We start from the raw sequence: 26,256 nt of genomic DNA on the forward strand, positions 1-26,256 counted from the left end.
CAGATTTAGTCTGCAGAATAATAATTTATTCCTTCAGTGGATGCTATAGATGATTACAGGCTCTTTTTCCGGCTGCTTTAAAAGAAAAGGTTAAGGGCGGGCACTATTCAAGTGCCGCCCTGCCTTCAATGATTTGCTGTACCACTTCCGGGTCCTGGAGGGTAGAAATATCGCCCAGGTTTGAGGTATCTCCACAGGCTATTTTCCTTAGAATTCTTCTCATGATCTTGCCGGAGCGTGTTTTTGGCAGTCCCGGGGTAAACTGTATGGTATCCAGTTTGGCAATAGGGCCTATATGTTCTGTAATAATCTGGTTGATCTCCTTGCGCAGGTTAACCTGCATCCTGGATTCTCCTGTTTCTTTCAGCGTAACAAAGCCATAGAGGGCATTCCCCTTGATATCGTGCGGGCAGCCTACAATGGCAGATTCAGCCACAGCCGGATGTTCGTTAATAGCATCTTCTATAGGGGCTGTGCCCAGGTTATGTCCAGAAACAATGATCACATCATCTACCCTGCCGGTGATCCGGTAATAGCCTACAGCATCTCTCCTGGCGCCATCGCCGGTAAAATACTTGTTATCATAAGCCGAGAAGTAGGTTTCCTTATAGCGCTGATGATTTCCCCAGATGGTTCTGGCAATGCCGGGCCAGGGAAACTTAATGCACAACCTGCCCTCCACCAGGTTGCCCTGGAGTTCTTCACCGTTTTCGTTCATTAAAGCAGGCTGTACACCAGGCATAGGCATGGTGGCAAAGGTAGGTATGGTTGGAGTAACATACGGAATCGGAGAGATCATGATACCACCCGTTTCCGTTTGCCACCAGGTATCTACAATCGGGCTCTGGTTTTTCCCGACATTATCGTTGTACCAGTGCCAGGCCTCCTCGTTGATTGGTTCACCAACAGACCCCAGCACCTTTAGGGAAGAAAGGTCGTGTTTTTCAAGATAAGAGAGGCTTTCTTTGGCAAGGGAACGGATAGCCGTTGGTGCGGTATAGAACTGGGTGACCTTGTGCTTTTCTACAATTTCCCAGAACCTGCTAAAATCAGGATAATTGGGAACCCCCTCAAACATCACCGTGGTAGCACCATTGGCAAGGGGGCCATATACAATGTAGCTATGCCCGGTAATCCAGCCAATATCAGCCGTACACCAGTATATATCGCCATCGCGGTACTGGAAAACATTTTTGAAGGTATAGGCGGTATATACCATGTACCCGGCCGTGCTGTGTACCATGCCTTTTGGCTTGCCGGTAGAGCCCGAGGTATATAAAATAAACAAAGGATCTTCCGCATCCATAATTTCAGGCTCACAGGCTGTAGAGGCCTTATCCAGGAGAGGCTGCAGCCATTTATCCCGCCCTTCTTTCATGTTGATACTGGAATTGATCCTTTTTGCAACCAGCACCGTCTCCACTCCTTCGCACTCTTTCAGGGCTTCATCCACAATGCCTTTAAGATCAATTGTTTTGGCTCCACGGTAAGAGCCATCGGAGGTGATCACCATTTTACAATCGCAGTCGTTGATTCTGGTAGCCAGGGCTGTGGCAGAGAAGCCCGCAAACACCACCGAATGTATGGCACCAATTCTGGCACAGGCAAGAATTGATATGGCCAGCTCGGGTATCATGGGCAGGTAAATACATACCCGGTCGCCTTTTTTGACACCATTTTCCTTTAGAACGTTTGCAAACTGGTTTACACGTTTGTGCAGACTGTTGTATGTAATGTGCTGTGCTTCTTCCTTGGGATCATTCGGCTCAAACAAAATGGCTGTTTTCTCACCTTTTCCAAGCAGGTGCCTGTCAATACAGTTTTCGGTGATGTTCAGTTTTGCACCCTCAAACCATTTGATTTCAGGTTTGCTAAAATCCCACTCCAGCACTTTGTTCCAGCGCTTTCTCCAGGCGAAGTGCTCCTCTGCCACTTCTTCCCAAAATAATTCTGGCTCTCTGATCGATTTGCGATAAATTTTAAAATACTCTTCTAAACTTTTGATGTGGTAATTGCTCATAACTATTTATCGTAAAAAAAATGCATCAGCGTTAGGGTCGTTCAATCTCAATATAAGATGGTTTTTTCATAATGTGATAATGGAACAGCAGAAGTTGATTCTGCTCAGGGTTTTTCCGGAGCTGATGACTGGTATCACAACTGCAAAAAAGTAAAATGCCTCTACAGGCTGCCTGCAGTACAGGCTGCCTGTTTAGCAAATGCTGCAGCAGTTTATCAATTATTTTAAAGGTATAGAGAGCAGCGGCACCTCACTGTGGGAGGCCATCAGGCAGGTTTTACTCCGGTGGATGAGTGATTCCCAAAAGCCATATTTGTGTGGGACCATGATCAACAGATCGGCATTCATCTGTTTGATCTCTTTTTCTATCTCTTTTACTACCGCCGCTGATGCTACATGTTTATAATGATGCCTTACCCCTTCCAGCTGTTCATCAATACGCTGTATGCCATACTGGATGTTAGCCTGCTCCTGTAGCTTACTCACTTTATCCTGAACATGAAACACCTCCACATCTGCCCCCAGAGAAGAGGCAAGGCTCTTTATCTTCTCCAGGATATTTTTTTGCACTCCACGTAATACATCACAGGCAAATAAAATTCTTTTTATGCCCTTATAGCTGGCACCGGGTGGAATGGCCAAAACCGGAAACCTGAGCTTCATGATGGCAGAAGTGGTTGTATTGCCAAAAAGATCCTGCGCCAGGGAGCTGGACGCCATGCCCATGACAATCAAATCAGCATGATGACTTTCGAACAACTTATCGAGCTCCTCACCAACCTCCCGCATCAGGCTACAGACACACGCCACTTCAATGCCATAGCTTTTTGAGAGACTGCCGGCCCGCTCTCTTAGCAACTCATTATTGTGGTCAATCAGCTTTTGGATACTGCCTGCTGGCAACAGTGTATTTGTTGTAGAAGCCGGAAGGCTGAATGAATTAAAAATGACAACTTTTGCCTGCAGTGCCTGTGCCGCTGCACAGGCGTATTCCAGTGCACCTTCTGCTTCTGGTGAAAAATCAGTGGCAACAATCAGGGTTTTCATGGTGGTACTGCTTTTTGTACCTCCTTAAGTTCCCCATAAATCCTTTATCAGGATATGATATTTGTCAGCACTTTTCATTTCTAAAGCTGCTGCAGGCTAAAAAACCGGAGCCTGGCAGTAAGTACGGACTATTGATCTTTGCCAGTTATGTAGTCGATCCTGATCCAGTTCATCCCTGCCCGTTCTGCAGCTTTGGTACCAGCTTCGCCATCCTCAAAAACCAGACACTTGTGGGGGCTAACGCCAAGCTGTTGCGCTGCCAGCAGAAATGGATCCGGATAGGGCTTACCCTTTTGTGTATCGCCGGCACATACCAGCACTTCCACCAGGGAGGCAAGGCCCAATACTTCCAGGGTCTTTTGTACCATTTTACGGGAGCCGCCGGAAACCACCCCTATTCTTTTTGTTTCAGCATGCGCAATAAGGTGATCCACAACAAACTGGATTGGCTTAGTCTGCTGAATGTATTCTGTGTAGAACAATTCTGATTTGTCGCGCTCAAATGCAAGCGGATCGAAGCTACTGCCGTAACGCTTGTTTATTTCCTGCACCACTTGCGGTATAGGCAAGCCGGCAAATTCATCAATAATGGAAGGATCTATGTTTATACCACCACGGGCGGCTACATTTACATAAGTATCTTTATGCGCCTGCATATTATCGGCCAGTGTACCATCGCAGTCGTATAGAAAAGCTTCGTAAGCTCCCTGGGATTCTTTACTTAGTTCCTGCAGTGCAGCAGCACCAACCGCTGCTGATTTAGTTTCTTTGAAAGTCATGTTAGAGATTAATTTCCAGATTCTAAACTATAACGAATATTTCATTACCAGTGCTGTAGAAAGGTAAGACGCTTATCGCAGTCACAAAATAGGTACAGCACGAGAAAGTACGCCCGATCCCTGCTCTTCATACCTCCGGATTGCTTATCTTTAGCATACGTGCAAATACTATAAAACATGAAAAGAGCTGTGAAATATAGCTTTCTACTTGCTGCCCTTCTCTTATCTTTTAACCTCTACAGCCAGGTAAGACTTCCGCGCCTGGTTAGCGATGGCCTGGTATTGCAGAGAGATACTGATGTAAATATCTGGGGCTGGGCTGCTCCCGGAGAAAAGGTAAGCCTTAGCTTCAGGGGAAAGCAGTATAACACCAGCGCCAGTGACTCGGGCAGGTGGAGCGTAACACTCCCCCCCATGCAGGCAGGGGGTCCTTACGAAATCACAGTGGAAGCCAGCAATAAAATAACGATCAAAGACATCTTAGTAGGCGATGTCTGGATTGCCTCGGGACAATCGAACATGGAGCTCACCATGCAGCGGGCCTCACCCATATACCAGCAGGAAATTGCCGCGGCCAAAAACCCCAGCATCCGTTACTTTGATGTGCCCGACCGTTACGATTTTAACCAGCCCCAGGATGATCTGGCAGGCGGTAACTGGCTAAAGGCCACGCCTGAGCATGTGCTTAAGTTCTCTGCTGTTGGCTATTTCTTTGCTAAAGAATTATACGATAAATACGGAATACCCATTGGCCTGATCAATGCCAGCTTAGGCGGTTCGCCGGTAGAAGCCTGGATCAGTGAGGAAGCCTTGAAAAAATTCCCTGTCCATTACGCAGAAGCGCAACGCTTCAAAGATGGGGAGTTAATCAGGCAAATAGAGGAGAAGGACCAAAACATCAGCAATACCTGGTATGCAAGTTTGCAGAAACAGGACAAAGGATATGAAAACCCTGCAGCTCCCTGGCACTCCCCTAATGTTGATGATTCGCAGTGGTCCCGCATGAGCATACCCGGCTACTGGGCCGACGAAAAGCTGGGGCCGGTAAACGGCGTGGTGTGGTTCAGGAAAGACATTGAGGTGCCGGCCTCCATGGCAGGAAAGCCTGCCAGACTTCTGCTGGGCAGAATTGTAGACGCCGATTCGGTATTTCTGAATGGCACCTTTGTGGGCACTACTGGTTACCAGTACCCTCCCAGAAGGTATGAGGTTCCTGCCAATGTGCTGAAAGCGGGAAAAAATACACTGGTGGTGCGGGTGATCAGCAACTCGGGCAGGGGTGGTTTTGTAGCAGACAAGCCCTACCTGCTTGCTACAGGAGCCGATACCCTTGATCTGAAGGGTGAATGGAAGTACCAGCTTGGTGCCAGCATGGAGCCCCTTCCCGGCGCCACCTTTATCCGCTGGAAGCCCCTTGGCTTATACAATGGCATGATTGCCCCGCTGATACACTACCCTATTAAAGGAGTGATCTGGTACCAGGGCGAATCAAATGCCGATGAGGCAGCAGAATACAGGGACCTGTTTTCAACACTTATCCGGGACTGGCGTCAAAAATGGGATCAGGGTCAGTTTCCCTTCCTGTATGTGCAGCTGGCAAATTTTATGGAAACCACCAGCCAGCCTACCGAAAGCCAGTGGGCCGATCTGCGCCAGGCCCAGTTGCAGACCCTTAGCGAACCCAACACGGCCATGGCTGTAGCCATAGACCTGGGCGAGTGGAACGACATCCACCCGCTCAACAAGCAGGATGTAGGCAGGCGCCTGGCGCTGGCAGCGCAAAAAGTAGCCTATGGCAATAAGAAAGTGGTACATAGCGGACCGCTCTACCAGTCGATGGAAGTAGAAGGTAGCAAAGTAGTGCTGAATTTCTCCGGGACAGGCAGCGGCCTGGTGGCAAAGAATGGAGGAGCGCTAAAATACTTTGCAGTTGCCGGTGCCGATAATAAGTGGGTATGGGCGAATGCCACCATCAGGGGAAATAAAGTTATTGTATGGAGCGATAAAGTGAAAAATCCCGTTGCCGTTCGCTATGCCTGGGCCGATAACCCGGAAGGCGCCAATTTATACAACAAGGAAGGATTGCCCGCTTCCCCTTTCCAAACAAACAGCACAAGCCAACAGCCTTAAAGCACCTCCGCATGAAAAAAGCAATATACCTGTTCTTTGCCCTTGTGGCTTCTACTGCTTCGGCACAGCAGTCTTCCGGCGGCGCAAATGTAAAATACCAGCCGGTCATAAACTTCAGTGCCCAGGAAGATCATCAGCACATGCTGAAGCAACTGGGCATTAAAGCGCTGCGGCCGGGGCCCAGCGGCGATGAAAAAGCCCCAAACCCTGCTAATTACAACGAAGCCCTGGCGAACCCCTACCCGGAACTGCCAGAGCTGCTGACGTTAAAGAATGGTAAAAAGGTAACAACGGCCGAGCAGTGGTGGAACAAGCGGCGCCCCGAAATTGCAGAAGATTTTGAGCGGGAGGTGTATGGCCGTATACCTAAAGAGGTACCCAAAGTAAGCTGGGAAACCCTTATTTCTGAAAAAGAGTGGGTAGGCTGGATACCGGTAAACGCCAAAAAGCTGGTAGGCCGGGTAGATAATTCGCAGTACCCCCTGCTGGAGGTAAATATAGCCATGACGGTAGTGACCCCCGCCAACGCCAAAGGACCGGTGCCCCTCCTGATGATGTTTGGCCCCAGCGAACTGCCAGCACCGGCCCAACCTCCTAAAGAAAGCCTGGAGAAAATAAACGCGGCTTTTAAAGCCTTACTGATCGAACAGGACCCTTCCCTTAAAGAGGTATTTGAGCAATATCCGGCCTATAATCCCATTGCTTCACAGGTGCCTGCTTTTGGCCCACGGCCGGCGGGCGATCCGCCTACCACACATCAACTCCTGGCGGCAGGCTGGGGCTACGCCCTCATAGAACCGGGCAGCATCCAGGCCGATAACGGTGCCGGCCTTACCAAAGGCATCATAGGCCTGGTTAACAAGGGACAGCCCCGCAAACCCGACGATTGGGGTGCTTTAAGAGCCTGGGCCTGGGGAGCCTCACGAGGACTTGATTACCTGGAAACAGATCCGGCAGTAGATGCTAAATGGGTAGGCATTGAAGGCGTATCCCGCTTTGGCAAAGCAGCGCTGGTGACAATGGCTTTTGATCAGCGTTTTGCCATGGCCCTGGTTGGCTCTTCCGGGCAGGGCGGCGCAAAACTGCACCGCAGAAACTTCGGCGAAGCCGTTGAGAACTTAACCAGCAGCTACGAATACCACTGGATGGCAGGCAACTACCTTAAGTATGGTGCCTCTGAGGCCACCTTTGGTTCTAAAAATGCAAATGATCTTCCGGTAGACGCCCACCAGCTGATCGCATTGTGTGCACCGCGTCCTGTTTTTATCAGTTACGGCATACCGGAGCAGGGCGATGCCAGGTGGGTAGACCAGCAGGGCAGCTATATGGCTACCGTAGCAGCTGGTCCGGTATATCAATTGCTGGGAGCAAGAGATTTAGGTATTACCGAAGATTATAAGACAGCAAAGATGCCTGCGGTGAATACAGGCCTGCTGGAAGGTGAACTCGCCTGGCGCCAGCACGATGGCGGCCATACCGATGCACCAAACTTCAAATACTTTATTCCATGGGCGAATAAGTTTATCCAGGGAAAGTAAACAGATTCAGAAACAATAAGCGAAACAGCAGACGGCTAACCAATCAAGCCTCTGCTTCCGGTAGTGTTAAGATATAATAATTGAACACCACCAGTGAGGTAAGGTAGCAGGGCACTATCAGACAAGCTTATTTACTACACTAAACAAGGGGCTGTGCTGGTTTCCAGACAGCTCCTTTCTTTTTTTCTTTGCCTGATGATTTTTTATGTGCGCCAGGCTGTGGTGCTGGATAAAACAAACAGATAATAACTCAAGCCTCCTGCATTCTGCTCCTGGCTTCCATACTCCACAGCAGCTGATCAACGAATGCCTGTGTGCGTTTGTCTACCGTTTCTGCATCTGCGGGAAAGCCCCCTTCATCAAATGCCTCATGTACTTTAGAAACATGATACCTGGCGTTAACAACCCACACTCCCTTTTTCCATAAAGAAAACAGCAGGGAAGGCAACAGCAGAGCACCACCATAGGGACCTGTAGATACTGTAACAATTCCGGTTGGCTTCCCCTTCCACTCATCCGATAAAAGGTCGATCACATTTTTAAGACTGGCAGGGTAACCGCCATTATATTCCGGAGCAATTACGATAATGCCATCTGCACGATGCATTCTTTCAGCAAAGTCCAGTATCCGGGCAGAAGGATTTTCCATATTCCGTAGCCTTTCTTCAAAAATCGGAAATCCATATTCCTGCAGATCAATCAGGTCGCAGCTTGCTGCCTGCTGACCTTCTATCCACTTTTTGAAATAAAGCCCCAGCCTGTGGCTGTTTCTTCCTGTTCGTACACTGCTTGAAAGTATAGCAATATGCATAGCACAAAATAAGTTTAGCTGCCTTTAAAATAATCGGAAAGCCGCTGCTAAAAGCTAAATACCCAACCCTACAGGGCGCAGCCGCCTTTGTTAAAACCTGCTTGCCTCCATTGTGTTCAGAAAGACCGGCTTTCCTCTTAAGCCTGTGAGCAGGAGAGTTTACCGATAGGATATAATGTGTGTTGCTGCTCTTCTTTAGCAACAGAAGATGGTGTACTCATATTGATGTTTTGTATAAAGATGACTACCAATACAGGGGATGAAAGCAGTAAAAGAGGATATCACTATTAAATAGGGAGCAGCATTTCTCAGTTTATGCATATTCTTTTATGTTTATTGCTCTCTTTTCCCTGTTTGATAAATGAACAAGCTAAAAGCAAATACCAGCTGGAAATACCAGTTACTCGCAATTAAAATTGTTTTTACCCTCCTGCTCATTGCTGCCCATGCGCTGCTGTATGCGCAGGTACAGTTACCAAAAGTATTCAGCAACAACATGGTACTGCAAAGAGACCTGGATATACCTGTATGGGGCACTGCTGATCCGGGGGCGCAGATTACCGTTGAACTGGGAGCGCACCGTATTAAAACCATTACCGCAGAAGATGGAAAGTGGCTGTTGCATATGCCAGGCATGCCGGCAGGAGGCCCGCATAGCATGAAGGTGTATGAGGGAGCACAATCACAGCCGGTGGTTGTGTTCAATGATGTACTGATGGGTGATGTATGGCTGGCATCCGGTCAGTCGAACATGGAGTGGCAGGTACAGCAGTCCATGAATGCAGCCAGGGAGATAAAAAATGCAGATTACCCCGCCATCCGTTATTTTAATGTGCCTCATGCCATGGAAACTGGTCCGCAGAACGATGTGAAGGGTGGCTCCTGGATAGCACTTGACTCTGTAAGTGTAAAAACAGCATCTGCGGTGGCCTATTTTTTTGCCAGGGATCTGCAGGCTGAATTGGATGTTCCCATAGGCATTCTGCAGGCTACCTGGGGCGGCACACCGGTCGAAGCCTGGACCAGCCGTGAGCAGTTGCTCTCATCTCCCATCACACACAACAGGGTGCTTCAAAACGATTCTGTTACGGAGGATCATTTTATAAAAGACAGCCTTGATCTGGAACGCTTCTGGAAGATCGTTTACAACCCACAGCACAATACCCACAAAACCATTCCAGGCAAAAGCTTTAACGATTCTAAATGGCCCCAGCTCAACATGCCTGTTACCCTCAAAGACATGGACATGCCCCCTTACGAAGGAATGGTCTGGTTGCGAAAAACAATCAGCATTCCGTCCAGTATGAGCGGAAAAGGCTTAAGCATTCACCTGGGGCATCCGGAAATGAACTACTCTTTATACTTTAATGGCAAAGAGATCGCCAAAACCATCTGGAATGCCAGTCCAACGCACCACTACAGCATTCCGGCCAAATTAGTAAAAGAGGGGAAAAATGTTATTGCCGTTCGTATGGCCTTTCTGTGGGAGGGCGGTGGTTTTAACCCGCCTGCCGAAGAGATGTTTGTTACCGATGGCAACTCCAGGATAAGTCTGGCAGGCCCCTGGAAATATATGAAAGACCTGGAACCGGCAATACCAACCATAAAAAACTACCATAAGTATCCTACCTATCTGTATAACGCCATGATAAACCCGGTGATACCCTATGGCATCAGGGGCTTTATCTGGTACCAGGGAGAAGACAATGTATCTGCCCCCCAGGACTACCGCACTTTATTCCCTATGTTGATCAGCGACTGGCGCATCAGGTGGAAACAGGGATACCTGCCATTTTTGTATGTACAGCTGGCCAACTACATGGAGCAAAAGGCTGAACCCGCTGAAAGCAACTGGGCGGCCCTTCGTGAAGCCCAGGCCATGGCGCTGGCACAACCCAACACCGCCATGGCTAGCATTATCGATGTTGGCGAGGCAGACGACATTCACCCAAAAAACAAGCAGGAGGTAGGCCGGCGGCTTGCCCTGCTGGCTAAAAATATGGTGTACAACAAGCCTGTGCAGGCCTATGGCCCCCTGTACCAGTCTGCTGAAATAGCTGGCGATCAGGTAAAAATTAATTTTACCGAAACAGGTTCAGGACTGGCCACAAGAGGCAACGGCCAGCTAAAAGGATTTGCTATTGCCGGTAGCGACGGGAAGTTTTACTGGGCCAATGCTGCTATAGATGGAAATGGGGTGATCGTCAGCTCAGAGAAGGTAAAGAAACCAGTTGCAGTACGCTATGCCTGGGCCGACAATCCGGATGCAAACCTGATCAATAATGAGGGCTTGCCAGCTGTTCCTTTCCGTACCGACAATTGGAGCATCACAAATGATGAATAGAGAGAAACGCATCAATGGCTCCGGGAGGCGGCATGCTTTCCGGCAATCATCTCTTTAGTAGTAGCGCTGAACCGTTGCTGACATTGATTTTGGGGCCTCTATAGGGCCCAAGTTATAGGACATCAATGGCTATTATGGCCAAATGCGCTATTAATGTTAAAGATAAAGGTCTCTTTCCGAAGAAAAAGGCCTTTTAAACGTGCGCATGAGAAGACTCGAACTTCCATGCCCTTGCGAGCACCACCCTCTCAAGATTATACATATATCCTGATTAACAGGCATTTAAACATATCTAGGGCCTATATAGGGCCTAGTCATCTGGCTTTTAACTGGGACAAATTTTTATGCACGTACCATTTCAAGAACAAGTTTGATTTAAACCTTAGCTCTCTTTTTAGGAACGGAACAGGTTTAGATAATCACTAAACTCATACACCCTACTTCGCTGTCCACCTGTAATTTCTCTTAGAATTGCCTGAGCCTCCAATTCTTTTATGAGGTTATAGGCAGAGGGCATGGAAAGGCCCGTTACCTTCCTTACATTTTCCGCATTCAACACTGGCCGCTGATACAAGTACTCTAAAACCTTTTGGGCATTCACTGCCCTACTGCCCAGGCTCTGGATCTTAAAATCAGTCTCCTTTTGTAGTCTTAAAATTCCATCGAAGGTGCTAATCCCTTTTTGGGCAGTTTCGATAACCCCCTGCAGAAAAAACTTAAACCACCTGCTCAAATCATTTGCCTCTCGAACGCGCATCAAATTATCGTAGTAGTACTTACGGTTTCTTTCCAGAAAATCAGAGAGGTACAGGATAGGCTTTTTCAAAATTCCTCTACTTACCAGATACAGGGTAATCATCAGGCGGCCTACACGTCCATTGCCATCCAGGAAAGGGTGAATAGTTTCGAACTGGTAGTGAATGAGGGCTATCTTGAGTAACTCAGGAAAATACAGTTCTTCGTTATGCGCAAACTTTTCGATGTCCCCCATCAGTTCCGGTATTGAGGTATGCACCGGAGGCACAAACACTGCATCGTTAATGCTTGCTCCACCAATCCAGTTCTGACTGGTCCGGAATTCTCCTGGCTGCTTCTGCTCTCCTCGAACGCCTTGCATCAGAGTTTTGTGCGTTTCGCGAATAAGCCGGGAGGAAAAAGGAAGCCTATCCAAAGCACCCATCGCATGATTCATAGCCTGAATGTAATTCTGTACCTCTTCCCAATCATCACGTTTATCCAGGGGCACATCCTCCTTATCCAGCAAAGCCTCCTCCATATTCGTTTGCGTACCTTCAATTTTGCTGCTCTGGGTAGCCTCCTTCAGGACGTGCATGCTAATAAATAGCTCTATGTTCGGGATATACTCAGAATACATATCCAGTCGCCCCAGCTCCCGGTCTGCTATACCAAGTAATTGCAACACCTCCATGTCATCCATGATCCAAGGGCGGTTGATGGGGTTTGGCTGAAAGCTTTTATAGGAACCCTGCTTTATGTATTGACCTGCTTTGAACTCTTTCATAGTGGGACCTTATTTAAAGATCTGGCGCGTAATTTAAACAGGCCGACACGCTATTTAAAATTTTAAGGAAAAATTTAAATAAGATAGAGCACTATTTAAGATTTCGGGGCAAAACTTAAATAAGACATAGCGCTATCAAAGTAATGGCCTTTATTTTTAAATTGATACTATATATGCCGTAAGGAGCAGCAGCCAGTGCAGAAACTCGTACTGGTAGAGATCGCTCAATATAAATGCTTTTCCCTCCCTGTGCCTGTAAACAAAAAAGGCCTCTTTCCGAAGAAAAAGGCCTTTTAAACGTGCCCCAAAGCAGACTCACATCGAACTTTTTAGTGGTGGACTTAAAGCGGGTGTTGCTGTTCTACTCAGATTTCAGCTGTTTATTCTGAGATGAAAAGTAATGAACCAAAACCCACTCAGCCCAAACTTCATCATAAGGGGGAGGCTCTCCACCAGCATTTCAAACTTCCTGGTGCTCTCACCGAGCTTAATTCGCTTTTCGCTAATTTAGCTGCAACCAAAACATTGAAAATAAGTATGGATACTGTTGAAGTAGTTAGAGTAACACAAATTGACATAGACCAATTACAAAATATTGGCAGGCAAACCTTCGCTGAAACTTTTTCTTCTGGCAACAGTGAAGAAAATATGAAAGAGTACTTAGACAATTCATTTTCTACAGAAAAATTGAAAACTGAACTGTCTGACAAAAACTCCGAATTTTATTTTGCACTACTTGGTGATCGAGTAGTAGGATACTTAAAAGTCAACCTCGGGCAATCGCAGACTGAAATGCAAGACGAGAATGCTCTTGAAATCGAACGGATATATGTTTTAAAAGAATATCATGGAAAAAAGGTTGGGCAACTACTTTACGAAAAGGCACTGGAGATTGCTGAGCAAAAAGGTGTAGACTTCGTTTGGTTGGGCGTTTGGGAGGAAAATCCAAGAGCAATTCAATTTTATAAGAAAAACGGTTTTGTGGAATTCGACAAGCATATTTTTAAATTAGGGGAAGACGAGCAGACAGACATCATGATGAAATTACAGATGTAATAAAAGTAGATGAAAGTAGCTGGCAACTGTTCCAAGCATGCCCTGATATTTTGTTAAGAACAGACACAAAAAAAGCGACAACTTTAACAGTTGCCGCTTTGGTGCGCATGAGAAGACTCGAACTTCCATGCCCTTGCGAGCACCACCCCCTCAAGATGGCGTGTCTACCAGTTTCACCACATGCGCAGGATTGGAGTACAAAAATAGGAGATTTTTCAATTATTGCCAATACCCCCTTGCGCTATATTTTTTCCCATAGTGAGTCGGTGAAATAATGGCGGCAGTCGAAGAAGTTTTCCTTTACCTCAAAACCGCTTTTGCTGGCATACCGCCTGATGGTATCCAGATCGTACTTACGGCTGATTTCTACATGTACTGGCTCCCAGGCCCTGAAGCTGAAGGTTTTCTCCAGACTGCTGATGTGTACCTCCTGCTGTACACAGCTCATCAGATAGCTGCGTGCCTCGCCGGAATCCGGCTCGTAGAGGGGATAATGCTTCCATTGCTGGAGATTGAAGTTAGCGCCCAGTTCTTCGTTGATCCGGCGCAGCAGGTTCAGGTTAAAGGCGCGGGTGATACCGGCAGCATCATTATAGGCAGCCAGGATCTGCTCGGGATCCTTTTTCAGGTCAAAGCCAACCAGGATCAGGTCGTGCGGGTTGAGTCCTTCTGCCAGCTGCCCCAGGAAATCCATTGCTTCTTTCTCGGAAAAATTGCCAATGTTTGAGCCAAGAAAGAGTACTACATTGCGACGATCTGCTGTTTGCCGCAGCTGGCTTAAGGCTGTAAAATAGTCGTTGCAGATACCCTCCACCTGCAGGCCGGGTATACTCTGTTTCAGATCATTGGTAAGGATCTGGAGTACATTTTCTGAAATATCTATGGGCAGGTATTTAAAGTCTACGCCGGCCCGGGTAAAATGCTTTAACAGGATTTTGGTTTTGAAGCCATCGCCGGCACCAAATTCTATGAGATTGAAACGCCCGCTGCCATTCTGGAACAGCTGCTGCAGGCTTTCTTTGTGCATATCCAGTATTTCATATTCGGAGCGAGTTAGGTAGTACTCGGGCATGTTCATGATTGACTGGAATATAGCATCGCCGCGCTTGTCGTAAAAATACTTGGAGGGCAGTCGCTTTTGCGGAGCAGACAGCCCCGCCAGCACATCCCGGGCAAATGCACTGTTTTTCACTTCTGGGGCTGGAGCCTGGCGCTCCCTCCCCTCCGCAACCCTTCTTACCGCAGGCTGTCCGGAATTCTTATCGGTAGGTTTGGATATCATTTGTTGTTTTATACTGGAATATTGGGGTATACCTGAGTGGCAGCTGCATAGGCCGGGAATTATTACCCTTGCTCTGCAGCTACAAGACTTATTAAAAAAAGCCCCTGCTAAATATGCTGCGCCAGCCTGATGCCACTGTACATCCAGCGCAGATGAGGATTAAAGAAATTACGGTAGGTGGCACGGATGTGATCACGCGGTGTAGCACAGGAACCTCCGCGCAGCACCATCTGGTTGATCATGAATTTACCGTTGTACTCACCCACAGCTCCTTCGGCCTCACTAAAATAAGGGTAAGGCCTGTAGGCGCTGGCGGTCCACTCCCAGGCATCGCCCCAGAACTGCAGGTTAGCTGTTGCCCGAACTGCAGGTTCGTACAGCCTGCTTTCCTGGAAGTTGGCAGTTGCCGGTGGCTCAGGGCTTAGGCGCAGGCAGGCTACCTCCCACTCCTGCTCTGTTGGCAGGCGTAGTCCCTTCCATTTGGCAAAAGCATCGGCCTCATAAAAACTAATGTGGGTAACCGGTTCATCCAGATTTAATGGCTCCAGTCCGTGCATGGTATAGCGGTGCCATGCACCCTCTACTTTATGCCAGTGGTAGGGTGCTGCTATTTTCTCCTGCTTCACCCACTCCCAGGCCTCCGAGAGCCAGTGACGGAAATAGCCATAACCACCCGCCTCCATAAATTCGAGGTACTCACGGTTGGTCACCAGCCGGTTGGCAATGCTATAGGCCTGCAGGTACACCTTATGCCTGCCCAATTCATTATCAAAACAAAAGCGATTGGGATGCTGCCAGCCAATTTCATACACCCCTTCTTCTATTGGCAGCATGCGCAGGGGTTCAGGAGCTGCTGCCGGGGTGGCGGCAGCTGTTTCAGGCCGTGGTGCATAGGCTGGTAACAGCGGGTTGTTGCCCAGTATGTACTTGATGTCATAGATCAGCAGCTCCTGGTGCTGCTGCTCATGCTGAAGCCCCAGTTCTACGATCTGCTGCATTTCCTCCCCTATTTCTTCTTCCTGCAGGTAACGCTCCATATGCTCATATACCCAACTGCGGTAGCGGTAAACCTCTTCTACAGACGGGCGGGTTAAATTGCCCCTGTTGGTGCGCAAAATGCGTTTGCCTACAGTTTCATAATAGCTGTTGAAAACATAGGCAAACTGCTCATTGTAGCGTTTGTAGCCCGGCAAATTACCATCCAGTACAAATTCTTCAAAAAACCAGGTGGTATGCCCCAGGTGCCACTTTGGCGGACTTACATCTACCACCGGCTGCACTACGTAATCTTCCGGCTGAAGGGGAGCGCAAATCTCTTCGCTCCTGGAACGTATGTGCATAAAACGCTCCAGGAGGGATTTGGCTTCCGTATGTATAGCTTGTTGGGTCTGTGTCTGCATATATATATATTTTTTGTGTGGCTGTAATAATGGAGGGTGCGCCCCCTACTGAGGCAGTTATGCTCAATAGAACATCTTTACAGCCTTTCTGTTGAAGGTTTTATAACTTCTCTTATACTTTGATACGTAATATTTCCTAAAATGCTCCTGTCAAGCAGTGTTTTTATCGGGCTATGCGGGTACAGGTGAAACAACTACTCATCCTCTAAACTTAATTAAAGTGAAGGAAGCAGCCCCCCTTATTATTACTATATACGGTTGCTGATCTAAAAGCAGATTATTCAAAGGAAAAATGTCTCTATATAAAACCTTAACACTAGGCAAAATAAAAGAAGAGGTGCCCGGGGTTAAATCATTCATTTTCGAGGAGCCGGATACAGGCCAAATTCAGTACCAGGCAGGCCAGTACCTGACATTTGTGATACCTGGCGGTGAGCAGGAAGTCAGAAGATCCTATTCCATTACCTCCTCGCCTGCCCTGGCAGAACCTTTATCAATTGTGGTAAAGCGGGTGCCCAATGGCATATTCTCCCGCCATATGCTGGACCATGCCAGGCCCGGCGACAAACTGCAGACCATTGGTGCCGGCGGATTTTTCACACTGCCTGCCGATCTCTCTGACATCAGGCAAATCTTCTTTTTTGCTGCAGGTAGTGGAATAGCCCCCATCTATTCACTCATGAAAACTGTGCTCCACACCTACCCGCAAATTTCGGTGGTGCTCATCTACAGTAACAATGCACCGCAAAGCACTATTTACCTGCAGGAGCTGCAACAGCTGGAAAAGGCTTTCAGGGGCAGCCTGCAAATCGAATTCTTATTCAGCATTTCTAAGAATCTTTCCAGGGCCCGCTTGTATAAAGATTTGCTGAAAGCTCTTCTGAAGGAGTATGCCACAGTCCCGGGCCATCAGCTGCTTTCCTACATCTGCGGGCCAGTAAACTACATGCGCATGTGCGTGTATGGATTGCGGCAGGCCAATGTGCCTGCAGAAAACATCAGACGCGAGATATTTCACATTCCACAAATAGTACATAAGATTGAACCCCCGGATACTGATCTGCACAGGGTAACCTTCAGGCTTGGCGGACAAAGCCACCAGCTGGAAGTGCAGTACCCCGACACCATTCTGGATGCCGCCAGGAAAAAAGGCATCAGCCTTCCCTACAGCTGTGAACTGGGCCGCTGCGGTAACTGTGTTGCCAAATGCCGGAAAGGGCAGGTATGGATGCTGAACAATGAAGTACTAACAGAGCGTGATCTGGAGCAGGGCCTTATCCTAACCTGCGTGGGTTACCCCATAGGTGGCGATGTGGTACTGGAGGCATGAGGCGGGGCTGCTAACAAAAAAATGAGCGGCTGCTGCACTGATTGATTCAGCAGCCGCTTCTATTGCTGGCAGACGCAGCCAGAACTTTTAATGAGTCCAGGTGCCGAATTTGCCTGCCCTGAAATCCCTATAGGCTTCCATAATTTCCTGCTCGGTGTTCATCACGAAAGGCCCCTGGGCCACCACAGGTTCGTTGAAAGGTACGGCATGGCCCAAAAGTACTATGGCATCTGCAGAAGCCTCTATGCTGATTTCGCTGCCATCATTGTTGAACTCCACCAGGCGCAGCGCCTCGGTATTCTGGCCATTTACAGTCAGCTTACCCCTGATCACATAGAAGAATACATTCCGTTCCTTTGCAATATCCAGCCGCAGACTACCTCCTGCCTTGAAATCTACGGTGGCCAGGTGCAGGTCTGCCAGTGGCTGAAAAGCACCTTGGGTCTCCTGCCACTCACCAGATACTGCATGGATGGTAACCTTTCCATCATCCTGCACTACTGCCGGAATATCTTTCTGCTGCAGACCTACATAATGTGGGTTCACCATTTTATGCTTTGCCGGCAGGTTTACCCAAAGCTGAAGAATCTCCAGGTCTCCACCTTTTTTCTTGAAGTTATCAGAAGATACTTCCGCATGAATCAGGCCACTGCCGGCCGTCATCCACTGCACGCCACCCGCCTCAATGGTACTTTCAAATCCGCCCGAGTCTTTGTGCATAATATCGCCCGAAAGAATAAAGGTTACTGTTTCGAAGCCACGGTGCGGGTGCGGCCCAAAGGGCAGACCGCGGTTATTGGTCTTATAGACCTGCGGACCATGATGGTTTAAGAACAGGAAGGGATCGATCTGCTCAATGGAATTAGTAGGGAGAGCACGGTAGGTAGTGAGGTCGTCTATTGGGGCTGCTACGGCTTTATGCTGCTTTTTGATGGTTCTCATATGGCTTGATTTTTTTATAGATAATTCAATAATACATCCACTGAAACAATGTTCAAACATCATTCCATATTTTTCGCAGCCCTGTAACTACCAAAGCCGCCTCTTTTTCTCTGCCAGACTGTCATGCATGCTGCTGCCGCTATAATTTTAAAAACTGCAACAGGGGTGTAATAAAGCGGTCAAATGCCTCTATGTGCGGCAGGTGCCCTACGTTGTCAAGCTCTACCAGCCTGGAATTCTTGATCTTTGCTGCTGTTTCTTTTCCCAGCCGGGGGTAATTACCCATTGTTTTCCGTACCTCTTCCGATACCAGGTTTTTGCCCAGTGCTGTTTCATCGCGCTGCCCGATGATGAGCAGGGTGGGTACCTCCAGGGCATCAAACTCATATACCACCGGCTGTGTAAAGATCATATCATAGGTAAGAGCAGAATTCCAGGCAATTATGGGGTAGCGCTCGTTAAGTGTCCAGCCTGCCAGTAAACGTGCCCAGCGGTCATACTGGGGCTTCCATTCTCCGCCATAGTAGTTCTGGGTCTGGTAGCTTTTAATTTTCTCATAGTTCTGCTTCAGCTCGTTCTGGTACCACTGATCTACCGTCTGGTAGGGCACCTTGCGTTTCCAGTCTTCTAGCCCTATGGGATTCAGCAAGACTAGTTTTTCTGTGGTTTCGGGATACATGAGGGCAAAACGGGTAGCCAGCATGCCTCCCATGGAATGGCCCAGTACGGCCACCTTTCGGATCTGCAGCGTATCCAGTATAGACTTTGTGTTTTTTGCGAGCAGCTGAAAGGTATATTGCAGGTGCTCCGGTTTTGTAGATTTACCAAAGCCTACCTGGTCTGGTATAATAACCCTGTAGCCCTGCCCGGCCAATGCCTTTGCTGTTTGCTCCCAATAGGCACCGTTAAAATTTTTGCCATGCAGCAGCATTACCGTTTTGCCATTGGCGTTTGCGGCAGGCTTTACATCCATATAAGCCATACGCAGCTGCTGGCCCTGCTCGGTAAACTGCAGGTATTGTACCGGAAAAGGGTACTGGTAATTCTCCAGGTTTATATCCAGTGGCTTTAGCGGCTGCTCCTGCGCCAGGGCTGGTGCTGCCATCAGCAGCAAACTTAGTAGTGTCAGCAGTAGTAAGCTTCCTTTTTTCTTTGTGTCTAAATTCACCTTAATCTTGTTTTGGTTAAATAATGGAGTGAACAATACCCCCATCTGCCCTGATTGCTGCACCATTGGTGGCTGCAGAAAGAGGGCTTGCCATAAAAACGATCATGTTGGCAATTTCTTCTGTTGTGGCAAAACGCTGTATGAGGGAAGTTGGCCGTGCAGACTTAAAGAAATCAGTCTCCACTTCTTCCCTGGAAATATTCTGCTGCCTGGCCAGATCATTGATAAACTCAACTACACCCTCGCTTTTAGTAGGGCCGGGCAGCACGGAATTTACCCTTACATTGCTGCCTTTTGTAAGCTCTGCCAGGCCCCTGGCTACAGAAAGCTGTGCTGTTTTGGTCATGCCGTAGTGGATCATTTCAGAGGGAATGTTCACGGCAGATTCACTGGAGATAAAAATAATTCTACCCCAGTTTTTCTCTATCATTTTAGGGAAGTACTGCCGCGATAATCTTACGCCGCTAAGTACATTTACCTCAAAAAATCTGAACCATTCTTCATCCCTGATCTCAGCAAAATCTTTCGGTTCAAAAATACCTACATTATTAACGAGTATGTCTACTTCCGGAAACTGATCAATAAGTAGCTGCACCTGCTCTGCTTTGCTAAAATCTACAGGCATTCCTTTTACCAGGGCTCCATGCTGTTCTTTTTTGATGGCAGCAATGGCCTCATCTATGCGCTCCTGGGTTCTGCCGGTTATAATTACCGATGCACCTTCTGCAGCAAGCAGCCTGGCTGTGGCAAAACCAATTCCGGCTGTAGAACCTGTAACAAGTGCTGTTTTTCCTTTAAGTTGTAAATCCATTGTTATTGTGTGATTTTACCAGCTGTTGTGGTAGTGTAAATTTCGTTTGAAAGCTATTCGAATAGCGGCTGATATGCCACGATTATTCTTCAGACCGTGTACAGGTAATTTTGTTTGGGTTGAGGGCCAGGAAGTCAGCAATACTTAAAGGAAAAGCCTATGCATATCCACAGCCATCACCAAAGTAAAGGCTGCTATGCTACAACAGGTTGCTGCCCTGCACTAGCAGATTTAAATTTTTAATGCTTTAAGGTGCTGCACGCCAATAGAAAAGCCGGTGATTGCACCGGCGTTCCATTCTGGCTTATTCTATAGCAATCGTTATGCTGGTTTTCTCTTCTGCTGATGATGCCTTAAGCCCCTGTACGTGAAATAAAGCTCCAGTGGCTTTCGCCTAACAACCTTCAGCGGTTCATTTGCTTTACCATTTCATCGATTTCCTGCCTGGAGGCTTTTCTGGCAGCTTCGGAGCGCCCATAGCCTATCTCCAGCTCACCGGCTTCAAGCCGCTGCATTACCGAATCGGCAAATTCATCGAGTGGCACCCCAAAGGTATGAATGCCTGCCCCGCCCAGGTCTGTTTGTACGGCCGGCGGCACTATTTCCACTACCTTCACGGAGGTATTTTCCAGCTCATGCCGAAGCGACAGGCTAAGGGAATGAATGGCTGCCTTAGTAGCGCTGTAAACGGTGGCAAAAATAGCCGGAGTAAAAGCCAGGCCAGAAGAGACATTTACAACAGCAGCCTTTTGCTGTTTTAGCAGGTGGGGAACAAAGAGCGAGGTAAGATGAACAGGAGCCTCCAGGTTTATTGCAATTTCTGCACGGCGTTCCTCCCAGCTGGCATTATCAACTGTGAGGCTGGTTCTTCGCTGAATGCCTGCATTGTTCACCAGCACATTTAACTGCGGAAACTCCCGAACTGCCCATTCAAAGAGGGCTATCCGTTCAGATGCTTCCCCCACATCACACACCCTGATGTGGAGCTGCGGATGTTTTTGCCGGGCCTCCTGCAGGATTGATTCACGACGTCCGCATATGATTACGCTGCTACCGGCATTTAAAAACCGCTCTGCCAGTGCAAAGCCAATGCCTGTTGCACCACCTGTTATTAAAACTGTATTGTTGGCTAATTCCATTCTTCTTATTGCTGTGCTAATCAAAAAGTTAATCAATGGTTTCTACTCCAGGCGTGAAATTTTGAGCAGCAAAGCATAATATCAGCACATAAAGGCCGGCGAATCTCCGGCCTTTATGTGCTGCAACCCTGCCTGCTAGCGGTAAGCTTCGTTTGCATGGGCCATTCTCTGCTGCTCAACATGCGGGTGGTGGTATATTTCCCGGTAGTACTCATCGGCCATCCTGTCGGCGCTAAAGTAAGGAACCACATCACGCATGCCCTGCTTTACAATAGATAACCACCTGCTCCTGTCGTAATAATACATGGGTATTACTTCGTCCTGCAGTATTCTCATCATGTTATTATAGTCATTATCGTCCTGCTCGGCTTCAGAGAGGCTGGTATCTGTTACGGGAATGAGGAAGCTGTTTTCGCGGTGGCGTGCAAACTCCGGGATCCAGCCATCCTGAATGGTGAAGTTGATGGCGCCGTTCATGGCGGCTGTCATGCCGCTGGTACCGGATGCTTCACGAGGCCTGCGCGGGGTGTTAAGCCACACATCTGCACCCTGCTTCAGCTTTTTGGAGAGGTCAATCTCGTAGCCTGTAAGCACGGCAAAATTATCTTTCTGGTACGAAAGCTTTACCAGCTTATCGAAGATATCGATAGCGCCATGATCGAAGGGGTAAGGCTTGCCCGCCCAAATAAACTGCACGGGCAGCTCCTGCCGGTTAATCAGGTAAAAGAAATGGTGCATATCGCGCAGGAGCAGATCGGCCCTTTTGTAGCCGGCAAATCTTCTGGCCCAGACTATGGTTAACACATCCGGCCTGAAGATCTTGCCTGTCTGGTCTGCCACCACCTCGAAAAGCGTCTTTTTCATTTCGGCTTTTCTGCGTACCAGGGCATCGTCGTTATCATTTTCCAATGCCTGCTGCAGGTCTTTGTCTCTCCAGAAAGGCACATTCTGGGCATTGGTAATGGCTTTTATTTCAGCAATATTGTCATTGCCGTACCACATATCACGCGATACCTCTCCGTGCAGCTGCGATACACCATTGGCCACTTTGGCCAGTCTCAAGGCTGCCAGGGTGTAATTGAACATATCGCCATACATGCCTGTAATAGACCTGGCTTCCTCCAGCGTAAGGCCGTTGAAGAAAGACATTCTGTTGAGCAGGTGTATATCACGCTCTTCGTTACCCGCTTTTTCGGGCGTATGTGTAGTTAGTACAATTCTGTTCCTGACGGCATTTAAGTCCCGCCTTTTTTCATATTTGTAGAAGGCCAGCGGCAGGGCGTGTGCTTCGTTCATGTGGAAAATATCAGCGCCACCCAGGGCATCTACCACTTTGGCGCCACCAATACCCAACACTATGCTTTGTGCAATGCGGGCCTCGGGCTCTACATCGTACAGCTTGTAAGAAATAGTACGGGCCAGGTAGTCGTTTTCGGGAATATCGGTGGTAAGCAGGTAGAGGGGCACTGTACCAAAGGTTTCGGGCTTAAGCACCATTGCTTTTACCCAAACAGTACTGCCATGAATGGTCACCGGCACTTTAATGCCTGTATCTTCCAGGTAGGTATAGTACTTCTTCTGGAACTGAATGCGCATGGTCTGGTCGTCGTTCCGCACCTGGTCATAGTATCCGTATTTCCACAGCATGCCCACGCCAATCATATTCTGGCGCAGATCGTAAGCACTGCGCATGTGAGATCCTGCCAGGTAGCCCAAGCCACCGGAATAAATCTTCAGGGCCTGGTCTATGCCAAACTCCATCGAGAAGTAAGCAACCCGGGTGTTATATTTCTGGTCTACATCGTAGGGGTGATACCATTTGTTGTACTTAGTCATATGGGAAGAGTTATATTAGGGAACTGGAGGCACTTTAGATTATAATCCATACAAGAGGGAGGGGATTACGTGCACATTAAATTTTAGAATAACAGATGCATTTAAATGGCTGATTTAAAAACATCTTTCAACCTTCATCAATTGAGTAAGTGGCCATTTTGTTTTGGCACTGTGGCGGGGGCAGCCGGTAAAAGCAACTCAACTCATGTATGTAAACGTTTGAACGTCAATTTAAACAACTATTTTTTTCTTATCCTCCTTTCTAAATTTTTAGTGGTGCTGCTATAGCCAAGGCTCTTGCTGCAGGCTTTGCCCGGGCACAGCACCGGCTGTTCAGGGTAGCATCTGAACGTTTATCATCATTTCATATATCAGGTGAATCTAATAAATGCAATGAAGAATACTTCAACAATGCAGAAGTTATATTCGGAAACCAGGAAAAATCTAAAAAGAAAGACTTTTAACAAACCAAATACGAAACACTGTGTTAAAACTTTGCTACCCCCTTTCCTCTCCCCTGCTAGCTTACAGCATACATACTTTTTTATCAACTATATAAATGGCAGATTATGAAGAGATGGCTTTACCCAATTTTTTTTGTATTTGTTTTCGTTGGCCTGGTGGTCAGCTGCAGCGATGATGATGACAGTTTCTGGGACTCCCTGATACCTGAGACTGAAGAAGAGGATCCGACCCAATCGCAGATAAACGGGTACGTTTTTAAACCAGAGCTGCAACCCGCCACAGATGAGCATGTACAGCAGTTGGAATTACCTGCCGGCTTCAACATCCAGAAGTTTGCCGAAGGGCTGGTGAATCCCCGCATACTGGTGGCAAACAACACTGGGCATGTATATGTATCTGACCGGCAGGAAGGTCTTGTGCTCCTGCTGGAAGATACCAATGGCGATGGCGCAGCCGAAAGAATAGAAACGGTGGCGGAAATTGACCAGGCACACGGCCTTACTATTCACCAAAACAGGCTGTACATTGTAACGATCCGTGAAATTTATGCCGCCGATATCAACAGCGATGGCACCCTGGGTGAACCACAGCTGCTTAGCGATGAACTACCCGATGGCGGCCAGCACCCCAACAGAACCATAGCTTTCGGACCAGACGGCATGATGTATGTAACAGTTGGCAGCACCTGTAACACCTGCCATGAACCAAATGAAAAGCATGCCACCGTGCTAAGGGCAAACCCAGATGGCAGCGATTTGCATATTTATGCAGAGGGACTAAGAAACACCATAGGCTTTGGCTGGCATCCCGAAACCGGAGAAATGTGGGGCATGGACCATGGCATCGACTGGCTTGGCGACACCGAACAGATGGAGGAACTGAACCGCATTGAAGAGGGTGCAGATTACGGCTGGCCCTATATTTACGATAATGGCAAGTACAACCCGGTAGATCGCCCGCAGGGTGATACCACCTACCAGGAATACCTTGCCATGACAACCCTCCCGCTAATGCTGTATACGGCACATGCAGCCCCCATGGAAATGGAGTTTTACACAGCAGACCAGTTTCCCGCAGATTACCAGGGCGATGCCTTTATTGCCATGCGTGGCTCCTGGAACCGGAGCAATCCCGTTGGTTACAAGCTTGTAAGGCTACATTTCGAAAACGGACAGCCCAGCCACTTTGAGGACTTTGTATCGGATTTTCTGGTAAATGGCAATCGTGCTCATTTCGGGCGCCTGGTAGGGCTTGCTACCCATGCAGATGGTTCGCTGCTGCTCTCTGATGATACCAATGGTGTTATTTACAGAATTGCCTACCAGCAGTAGACCCGCCTGCCACAAAGCAGCGAGCCTCTGTTCCGATGGAAGAGAGGCTCCTTGCAGCAGGGGCTTTTTAAGAAGATAGAGTTCTAGACGAGCACTCAACCCTACAAAGAAATCTGGCCTTTACCGGCCGGATTTTTTTTCTGTTACAGCCAGTATGCAGCCTTTGCACTCAAATTCATCTGCACAGTAGTTTGTAAATTCTGAAAAATTTCAGAAATAGCTTCTGTTACGCTTTTCTTCTCCTGTCATATCATTTTCAAGGATTTTATCCAAAGGCAACCTAACACTTAGAGGTATGAAAACTTTTACCCTTACCCTTGCTTTTGCGCTGTTCAGCACCAGCCTGTTTGCGCAAATGCTATGGAAATCAGATCAGTCTCAATCCAGGCTTGGCTTTACGGTTACCAGCATGGGCATTAACCAGGTAAGTGGCCTGTTTAAAAGCTTTGAGGCCACCATTCAGGCCCGTCAGGAGGATTTCAGCGATGCTGTGTTTGATTTAACGATCGATGCAGCTTCAATCGACACCAGTAACAAAAGGCGAGACAATGATTTAAGGAGCAATAATTTTTTTGATGTTGCCAATCTGCCCAAAATAACCTTCAGGAGCACCTCCATTACCAAAACAGGGCCTGACACCTACAAGCTTACAGGCGATTTAAGCATGCATGGGGTAACCAAATCTGTTACCATTGACCTGATTCATAAAGAAACCGTTAAAGACCCGGAAACGAAAGCACTGATCTCCGGCTTTCAGGTAAAGGGCATGCTTAAACGCTCCGACTTTAACATAGGCCGCGGATTTATGGCATCCATGGTAGGCGATGAGGTAAGTATTGAAGCCGATGGCAGGTTTATAAGGTATCAGTAGCTGCTCACGTGTGTGTTACAGCTTTCTGATCTTATCACAGGGGCCCTCGTAACGAACAAAAATGTTGATCCAGAGCGACCTGGAAAGCCTGAAGATTACTGGTAAAAACCCTATCACCACGCCTACTACTGTTACAAATACCATGAGCATGGTAATCTCCTCAACCAGCAGGTTTAGTATGAACAACGCCATCAGGAAAATGCCTGTGGTAATGGCATAACTGATAAACATTGCGCCAAAATAGTAGCCAGGCTCAGGCTCAAAAGGCTGTCCGCAGCAGGGGCACCTGGGGTTCATTTGTGCAAATCGCTTTGTGTACAATGTACCTTCCGGAAACATGCTGCCCTCCCGGCACCTGGGGCATTTAGCCGTTAGCATGCTGTATATTAAATTGGGTTTGTTGCCCATGCTTTTTTTTGCTTTAGATCAGCTTA

20 protein-coding genes and 1 tRNA gene are annotated in these 26,256 nt (G+C 47.9%); 7 read left to right on the forward strand and 14 right to left on the reverse strand.

Annotation, left to right across the window (positions count from 1 at the left end; translation table 11 throughout):
* Window positions 1-103: 103 nt before the first annotated feature.
* From acs to KWJ01_RS16120, 3 genes are all read right to left on the reverse strand, one after another.
* Complete coding sequence (gene acs / locus KWJ01_RS16110) at window positions 104-2,020, reverse strand: acetate--CoA ligase (protein WP_224997784.1); 1,917 nt, start codon at window positions 2,018-2,020, stop codon at window positions 104-106.
* 219 nt (window positions 2,021-2,239) lie between these two features.
* On the reverse strand, window positions 2,240-3,067 hold the full coding sequence (locus KWJ01_RS16115; RefSeq protein WP_224997786.1) for a universal stress protein: 828 nt from the start codon (window positions 3,065-3,067) through the stop codon (window positions 2,240-2,242).
* 128 nt (window positions 3,068-3,195) lie between these two features.
* Complete coding sequence (locus KWJ01_RS16120; RefSeq protein ID WP_224997788.1) at window positions 3,196-3,846, reverse strand: HAD family phosphatase; 651 nt, start codon at window positions 3,844-3,846, stop codon at window positions 3,196-3,198.
* Between the two features lie 177 nt (window positions 3,847-4,023).
* Between KWJ01_RS16120 and KWJ01_RS16125 the strand changes: the two genes are divergently transcribed.
* Together KWJ01_RS16125 and KWJ01_RS16130 are read left to right on the forward strand one after the other, a co-directional pair.
* Window positions 4,024-5,976 (forward strand): sialate O-acetylesterase, encoded by a 1,953-nt coding sequence (locus tag KWJ01_RS16125; protein ID WP_224997789.1) that lies wholly within the window; start codon window positions 4,024-4,026, stop codon window positions 5,974-5,976.
* An 11-nt stretch (window positions 5,977-5,987) separates the two neighbouring features.
* A complete protein-coding gene (locus KWJ01_RS16130) occupies window positions 5,988-7,514 on the forward strand; it encodes an acetylxylan esterase (RefSeq protein WP_224997791.1) in 1,527 nt (508 codons plus the stop codon).
* Between the two features lie 250 nt (window positions 7,515-7,764).
* Here the strand turns inward: KWJ01_RS16130 and KWJ01_RS16135 are convergent, their stop codons facing one another.
* Entirely contained in the window at window positions 7,765-8,325 is a 561-nt protein-coding gene (locus KWJ01_RS16135; protein ID WP_224997792.1) for an NADPH-dependent FMN reductase, read from the reverse strand.
* Between the two features lie 361 nt (window positions 8,326-8,686).
* On the opposite strand from KWJ01_RS16135, the gene KWJ01_RS16140 reads away from it, so the two are divergent.
* On the forward strand, window positions 8,687-10,669 hold the full coding sequence (locus KWJ01_RS16140) for a sialate O-acetylesterase (protein ID WP_224997794.1): 1,983 nt from the start codon (window positions 8,687-8,689) through the stop codon (window positions 10,667-10,669).
* A 394-nt stretch (window positions 10,670-11,063) separates the two neighbouring features.
* Here KWJ01_RS16140 and KWJ01_RS16145 read toward each other — a convergent pair whose 3' ends face one another.
* A complete protein-coding gene (locus KWJ01_RS16145; protein WP_224997796.1) occupies window positions 11,064-12,191 on the reverse strand; it encodes a Fic family protein in 1,128 nt (375 codons plus the stop codon).
* 390 nt (window positions 12,192-12,581) lie between these two features.
* Between KWJ01_RS16145 and KWJ01_RS16150 the strand changes: the two genes are divergently transcribed.
* A complete protein-coding gene (locus tag KWJ01_RS16150; RefSeq protein WP_224997798.1) occupies window positions 12,582-13,247 on the forward strand; it encodes a GNAT family N-acetyltransferase in 666 nt (221 codons plus the stop codon).
* A 99-nt stretch (window positions 13,248-13,346) separates the two neighbouring features.
* Here KWJ01_RS16150 and KWJ01_RS16155 read toward each other — a convergent pair.
* The 3 genes from KWJ01_RS16155 to egtB all read right to left on the reverse strand — a co-directional run bounded on the left by KWJ01_RS16155 (window position 13,347) and on the right by egtB (window position 15,929).
* Window positions 13,347-13,433, reverse strand: a tRNA-Leu gene (locus KWJ01_RS16155).
* Between the two features lie 55 nt (window positions 13,434-13,488).
* Entirely contained in the window at window positions 13,489-14,529 is a 1,041-nt protein-coding gene (egtD, locus tag KWJ01_RS16160) for an L-histidine N(alpha)-methyltransferase (protein WP_224997800.1), read from the reverse strand.
* Between the two features lie 107 nt (window positions 14,530-14,636).
* Window positions 14,637-15,929, reverse strand: coding sequence for an ergothioneine biosynthesis protein EgtB (gene egtB, locus KWJ01_RS16165; RefSeq protein WP_224997802.1), 1,293 nt, complete (start codon window positions 15,927-15,929; stop codon window positions 14,637-14,639).
* A gap of 292 nt (window positions 15,930-16,221) precedes the next feature.
* Between egtB and KWJ01_RS16170 the strand changes: the two genes are divergently transcribed.
* Entirely contained in the window at window positions 16,222-17,259 is a 1,038-nt protein-coding gene (locus tag KWJ01_RS16170) for a flavin reductase family protein (RefSeq protein WP_224997804.1), read from the forward strand.
* A gap of 87 nt (window positions 17,260-17,346) precedes the next feature.
* Here the strand turns inward: KWJ01_RS16170 and KWJ01_RS16175 are convergent, their stop codons facing one another.
* From KWJ01_RS16175 to glgP, 5 genes are all read right to left on the reverse strand, one after another.
* A complete protein-coding gene (locus KWJ01_RS16175) occupies window positions 17,347-18,201 on the reverse strand; it encodes a pirin family protein (RefSeq protein WP_224997805.1) in 855 nt (284 codons plus the stop codon).
* Between the two features lie 139 nt (window positions 18,202-18,340).
* Window positions 18,341-19,306, reverse strand: coding sequence for an alpha/beta fold hydrolase (locus KWJ01_RS16180; protein ID WP_224997911.1), 966 nt, complete (start codon window positions 19,304-19,306; stop codon window positions 18,341-18,343).
* Window positions 19,307-19,385: 79 nt separating this feature from the next.
* Window positions 19,386-20,180, reverse strand: coding sequence for an SDR family NAD(P)-dependent oxidoreductase (locus KWJ01_RS16185; RefSeq protein WP_224997806.1), 795 nt, complete (start codon window positions 20,178-20,180; stop codon window positions 19,386-19,388).
* A gap of 404 nt (window positions 20,181-20,584) precedes the next feature.
* Window positions 20,585-21,319, reverse strand: coding sequence for an SDR family oxidoreductase (locus KWJ01_RS16190; RefSeq protein ID WP_224997807.1), 735 nt, complete (start codon window positions 21,317-21,319; stop codon window positions 20,585-20,587).
* 135 nt (window positions 21,320-21,454) lie between these two features.
* The gene (gene glgP / locus KWJ01_RS16195; protein ID WP_224997808.1) at window positions 21,455-23,155 is read right to left on the reverse strand and encodes an alpha-glucan family phosphorylase; all 1,701 of its coding nucleotides are present in this window, start codon (window positions 23,153-23,155) and stop codon (window positions 21,455-21,457) included.
* Window positions 23,156-23,724: 569 nt separating this feature from the next.
* On the opposite strand from glgP, the gene KWJ01_RS16200 reads away from it, so the two are divergent.
* Together KWJ01_RS16200 and KWJ01_RS16205 are read left to right on the forward strand one after the other, a co-directional pair.
* A complete protein-coding gene (locus KWJ01_RS16200) occupies window positions 23,725-24,951 on the forward strand; it encodes a sorbosone dehydrogenase family protein (RefSeq protein WP_224997809.1) in 1,227 nt (408 codons plus the stop codon).
* 295 nt (window positions 24,952-25,246) lie between these two features.
* Window positions 25,247-25,822 carry a YceI family protein gene (locus KWJ01_RS16205; protein ID WP_224997810.1) on the forward strand — a complete coding sequence of 192 codons (576 nt, stop codon included), beginning with the start codon at window positions 25,247-25,249 and terminating at the stop codon, window positions 25,820-25,822.
* Between the two features lie 15 nt (window positions 25,823-25,837).
* Here KWJ01_RS16205 and KWJ01_RS16210 read toward each other — a convergent pair whose 3' ends face one another.
* Entirely contained in the window at window positions 25,838-26,200 is a 363-nt protein-coding gene (locus tag KWJ01_RS16210) for a DUF983 domain-containing protein (protein ID WP_224997811.1), read from the reverse strand.
* Between the last annotated feature and the right edge of the window lie 56 nt (window positions 26,201-26,256).

The organism is Cesiribacter sp. SM1 (genome assembly GCF_020178975.1).
GTDB lineage: Bacteria > Bacteroidota > Bacteroidia > Cytophagales > Cyclobacteriaceae > Cesiribacter.

Coding starts and splice junctions, on each gene's coding strand:
- KWJ01_RS16170 (WP_224997804.1), top strand. CDS start 16,222: ATGTCTCTATATAAAACCTTAACACTAGGCAAAATAAAAGAAGAGGTG.
- acs (WP_224997784.1), bottom strand. CDS start 2,020: ATGAGCAATTACCACATCAAAAGTTTAGAAGAGTATTTTAAAATTTAT.
- KWJ01_RS16150 (WP_224997798.1), top strand. CDS start 12,582: ATGAAAAGTAATGAACCAAAACCCACTCAGCCCAAACTTCATCATAAG.
- KWJ01_RS16175 (WP_224997805.1), bottom strand. CDS start 18,201: ATGAGAACCATCAAAAAGCAGCATAAAGCCGTAGCAGCCCCAATAGAC.
- KWJ01_RS16205 (WP_224997810.1), top strand. CDS start 25,247: ATGAAAACTTTTACCCTTACCCTTGCTTTTGCGCTGTTCAGCACCAGC.
- KWJ01_RS16180 (WP_224997911.1), bottom strand. CDS start 19,306: ATGGCAGCACCAGCCCTGGCGCAGGAGCAGCCGCTAAAGCCACTGGAT.
- KWJ01_RS16200 (WP_224997809.1), top strand. CDS start 23,725: ATGAAGAGATGGCTTTACCCAATTTTTTTTGTATTTGTTTTCGTTGGC.
- KWJ01_RS16210 (WP_224997811.1), bottom strand. CDS start 26,200: ATGCTAACGGCTAAATGCCCCAGGTGCCGGGAGGGCAGCATGTTTCCG.
- KWJ01_RS16125 (WP_224997789.1), top strand. CDS start 4,024: ATGAAAAGAGCTGTGAAATATAGCTTTCTACTTGCTGCCCTTCTCTTA.
- KWJ01_RS16145 (WP_224997796.1), bottom strand. CDS start 12,191: ATGAAAGAGTTCAAAGCAGGTCAATACATAAAGCAGGGTTCCTATAAA.
- KWJ01_RS16140 (WP_224997794.1), top strand. CDS start 8,687: ATGAACAAGCTAAAAGCAAATACCAGCTGGAAATACCAGTTACTCGCA.
- glgP (WP_224997808.1), bottom strand. CDS start 23,155: ATGACTAAGTACAACAAATGGTATCACCCCTACGATGTAGACCAGAAA.
- KWJ01_RS16185 (WP_224997806.1), bottom strand. CDS start 20,180: ATGGATTTACAACTTAAAGGAAAAACAGCACTTGTTACAGGTTCTACA.
- KWJ01_RS16130 (WP_224997791.1), top strand. CDS start 5,988: ATGAAAAAAGCAATATACCTGTTCTTTGCCCTTGTGGCTTCTACTGCT.
- KWJ01_RS16135 (WP_224997792.1), bottom strand. CDS start 8,325: ATGCATATTGCTATACTTTCAAGCAGTGTACGAACAGGAAGAAACAGC.
- KWJ01_RS16190 (WP_224997807.1), bottom strand. CDS start 21,319: ATGGAATTAGCCAACAATACAGTTTTAATAACAGGTGGTGCAACAGGC.
- KWJ01_RS16120 (WP_224997788.1), bottom strand. CDS start 3,846: ATGACTTTCAAAGAAACTAAATCAGCAGCGGTTGGTGCTGCTGCACTG.
- egtB (WP_224997802.1), bottom strand. CDS start 15,929: ATGCAGACACAGACCCAACAAGCTATACATACGGAAGCCAAATCCCTC.
- egtD (WP_224997800.1), bottom strand. CDS start 14,529: ATGATATCCAAACCTACCGATAAGAATTCCGGACAGCCTGCGGTAAGA.
- KWJ01_RS16115 (WP_224997786.1), bottom strand. CDS start 3,067: ATGAAAACCCTGATTGTTGCCACTGATTTTTCACCAGAAGCAGAAGGT.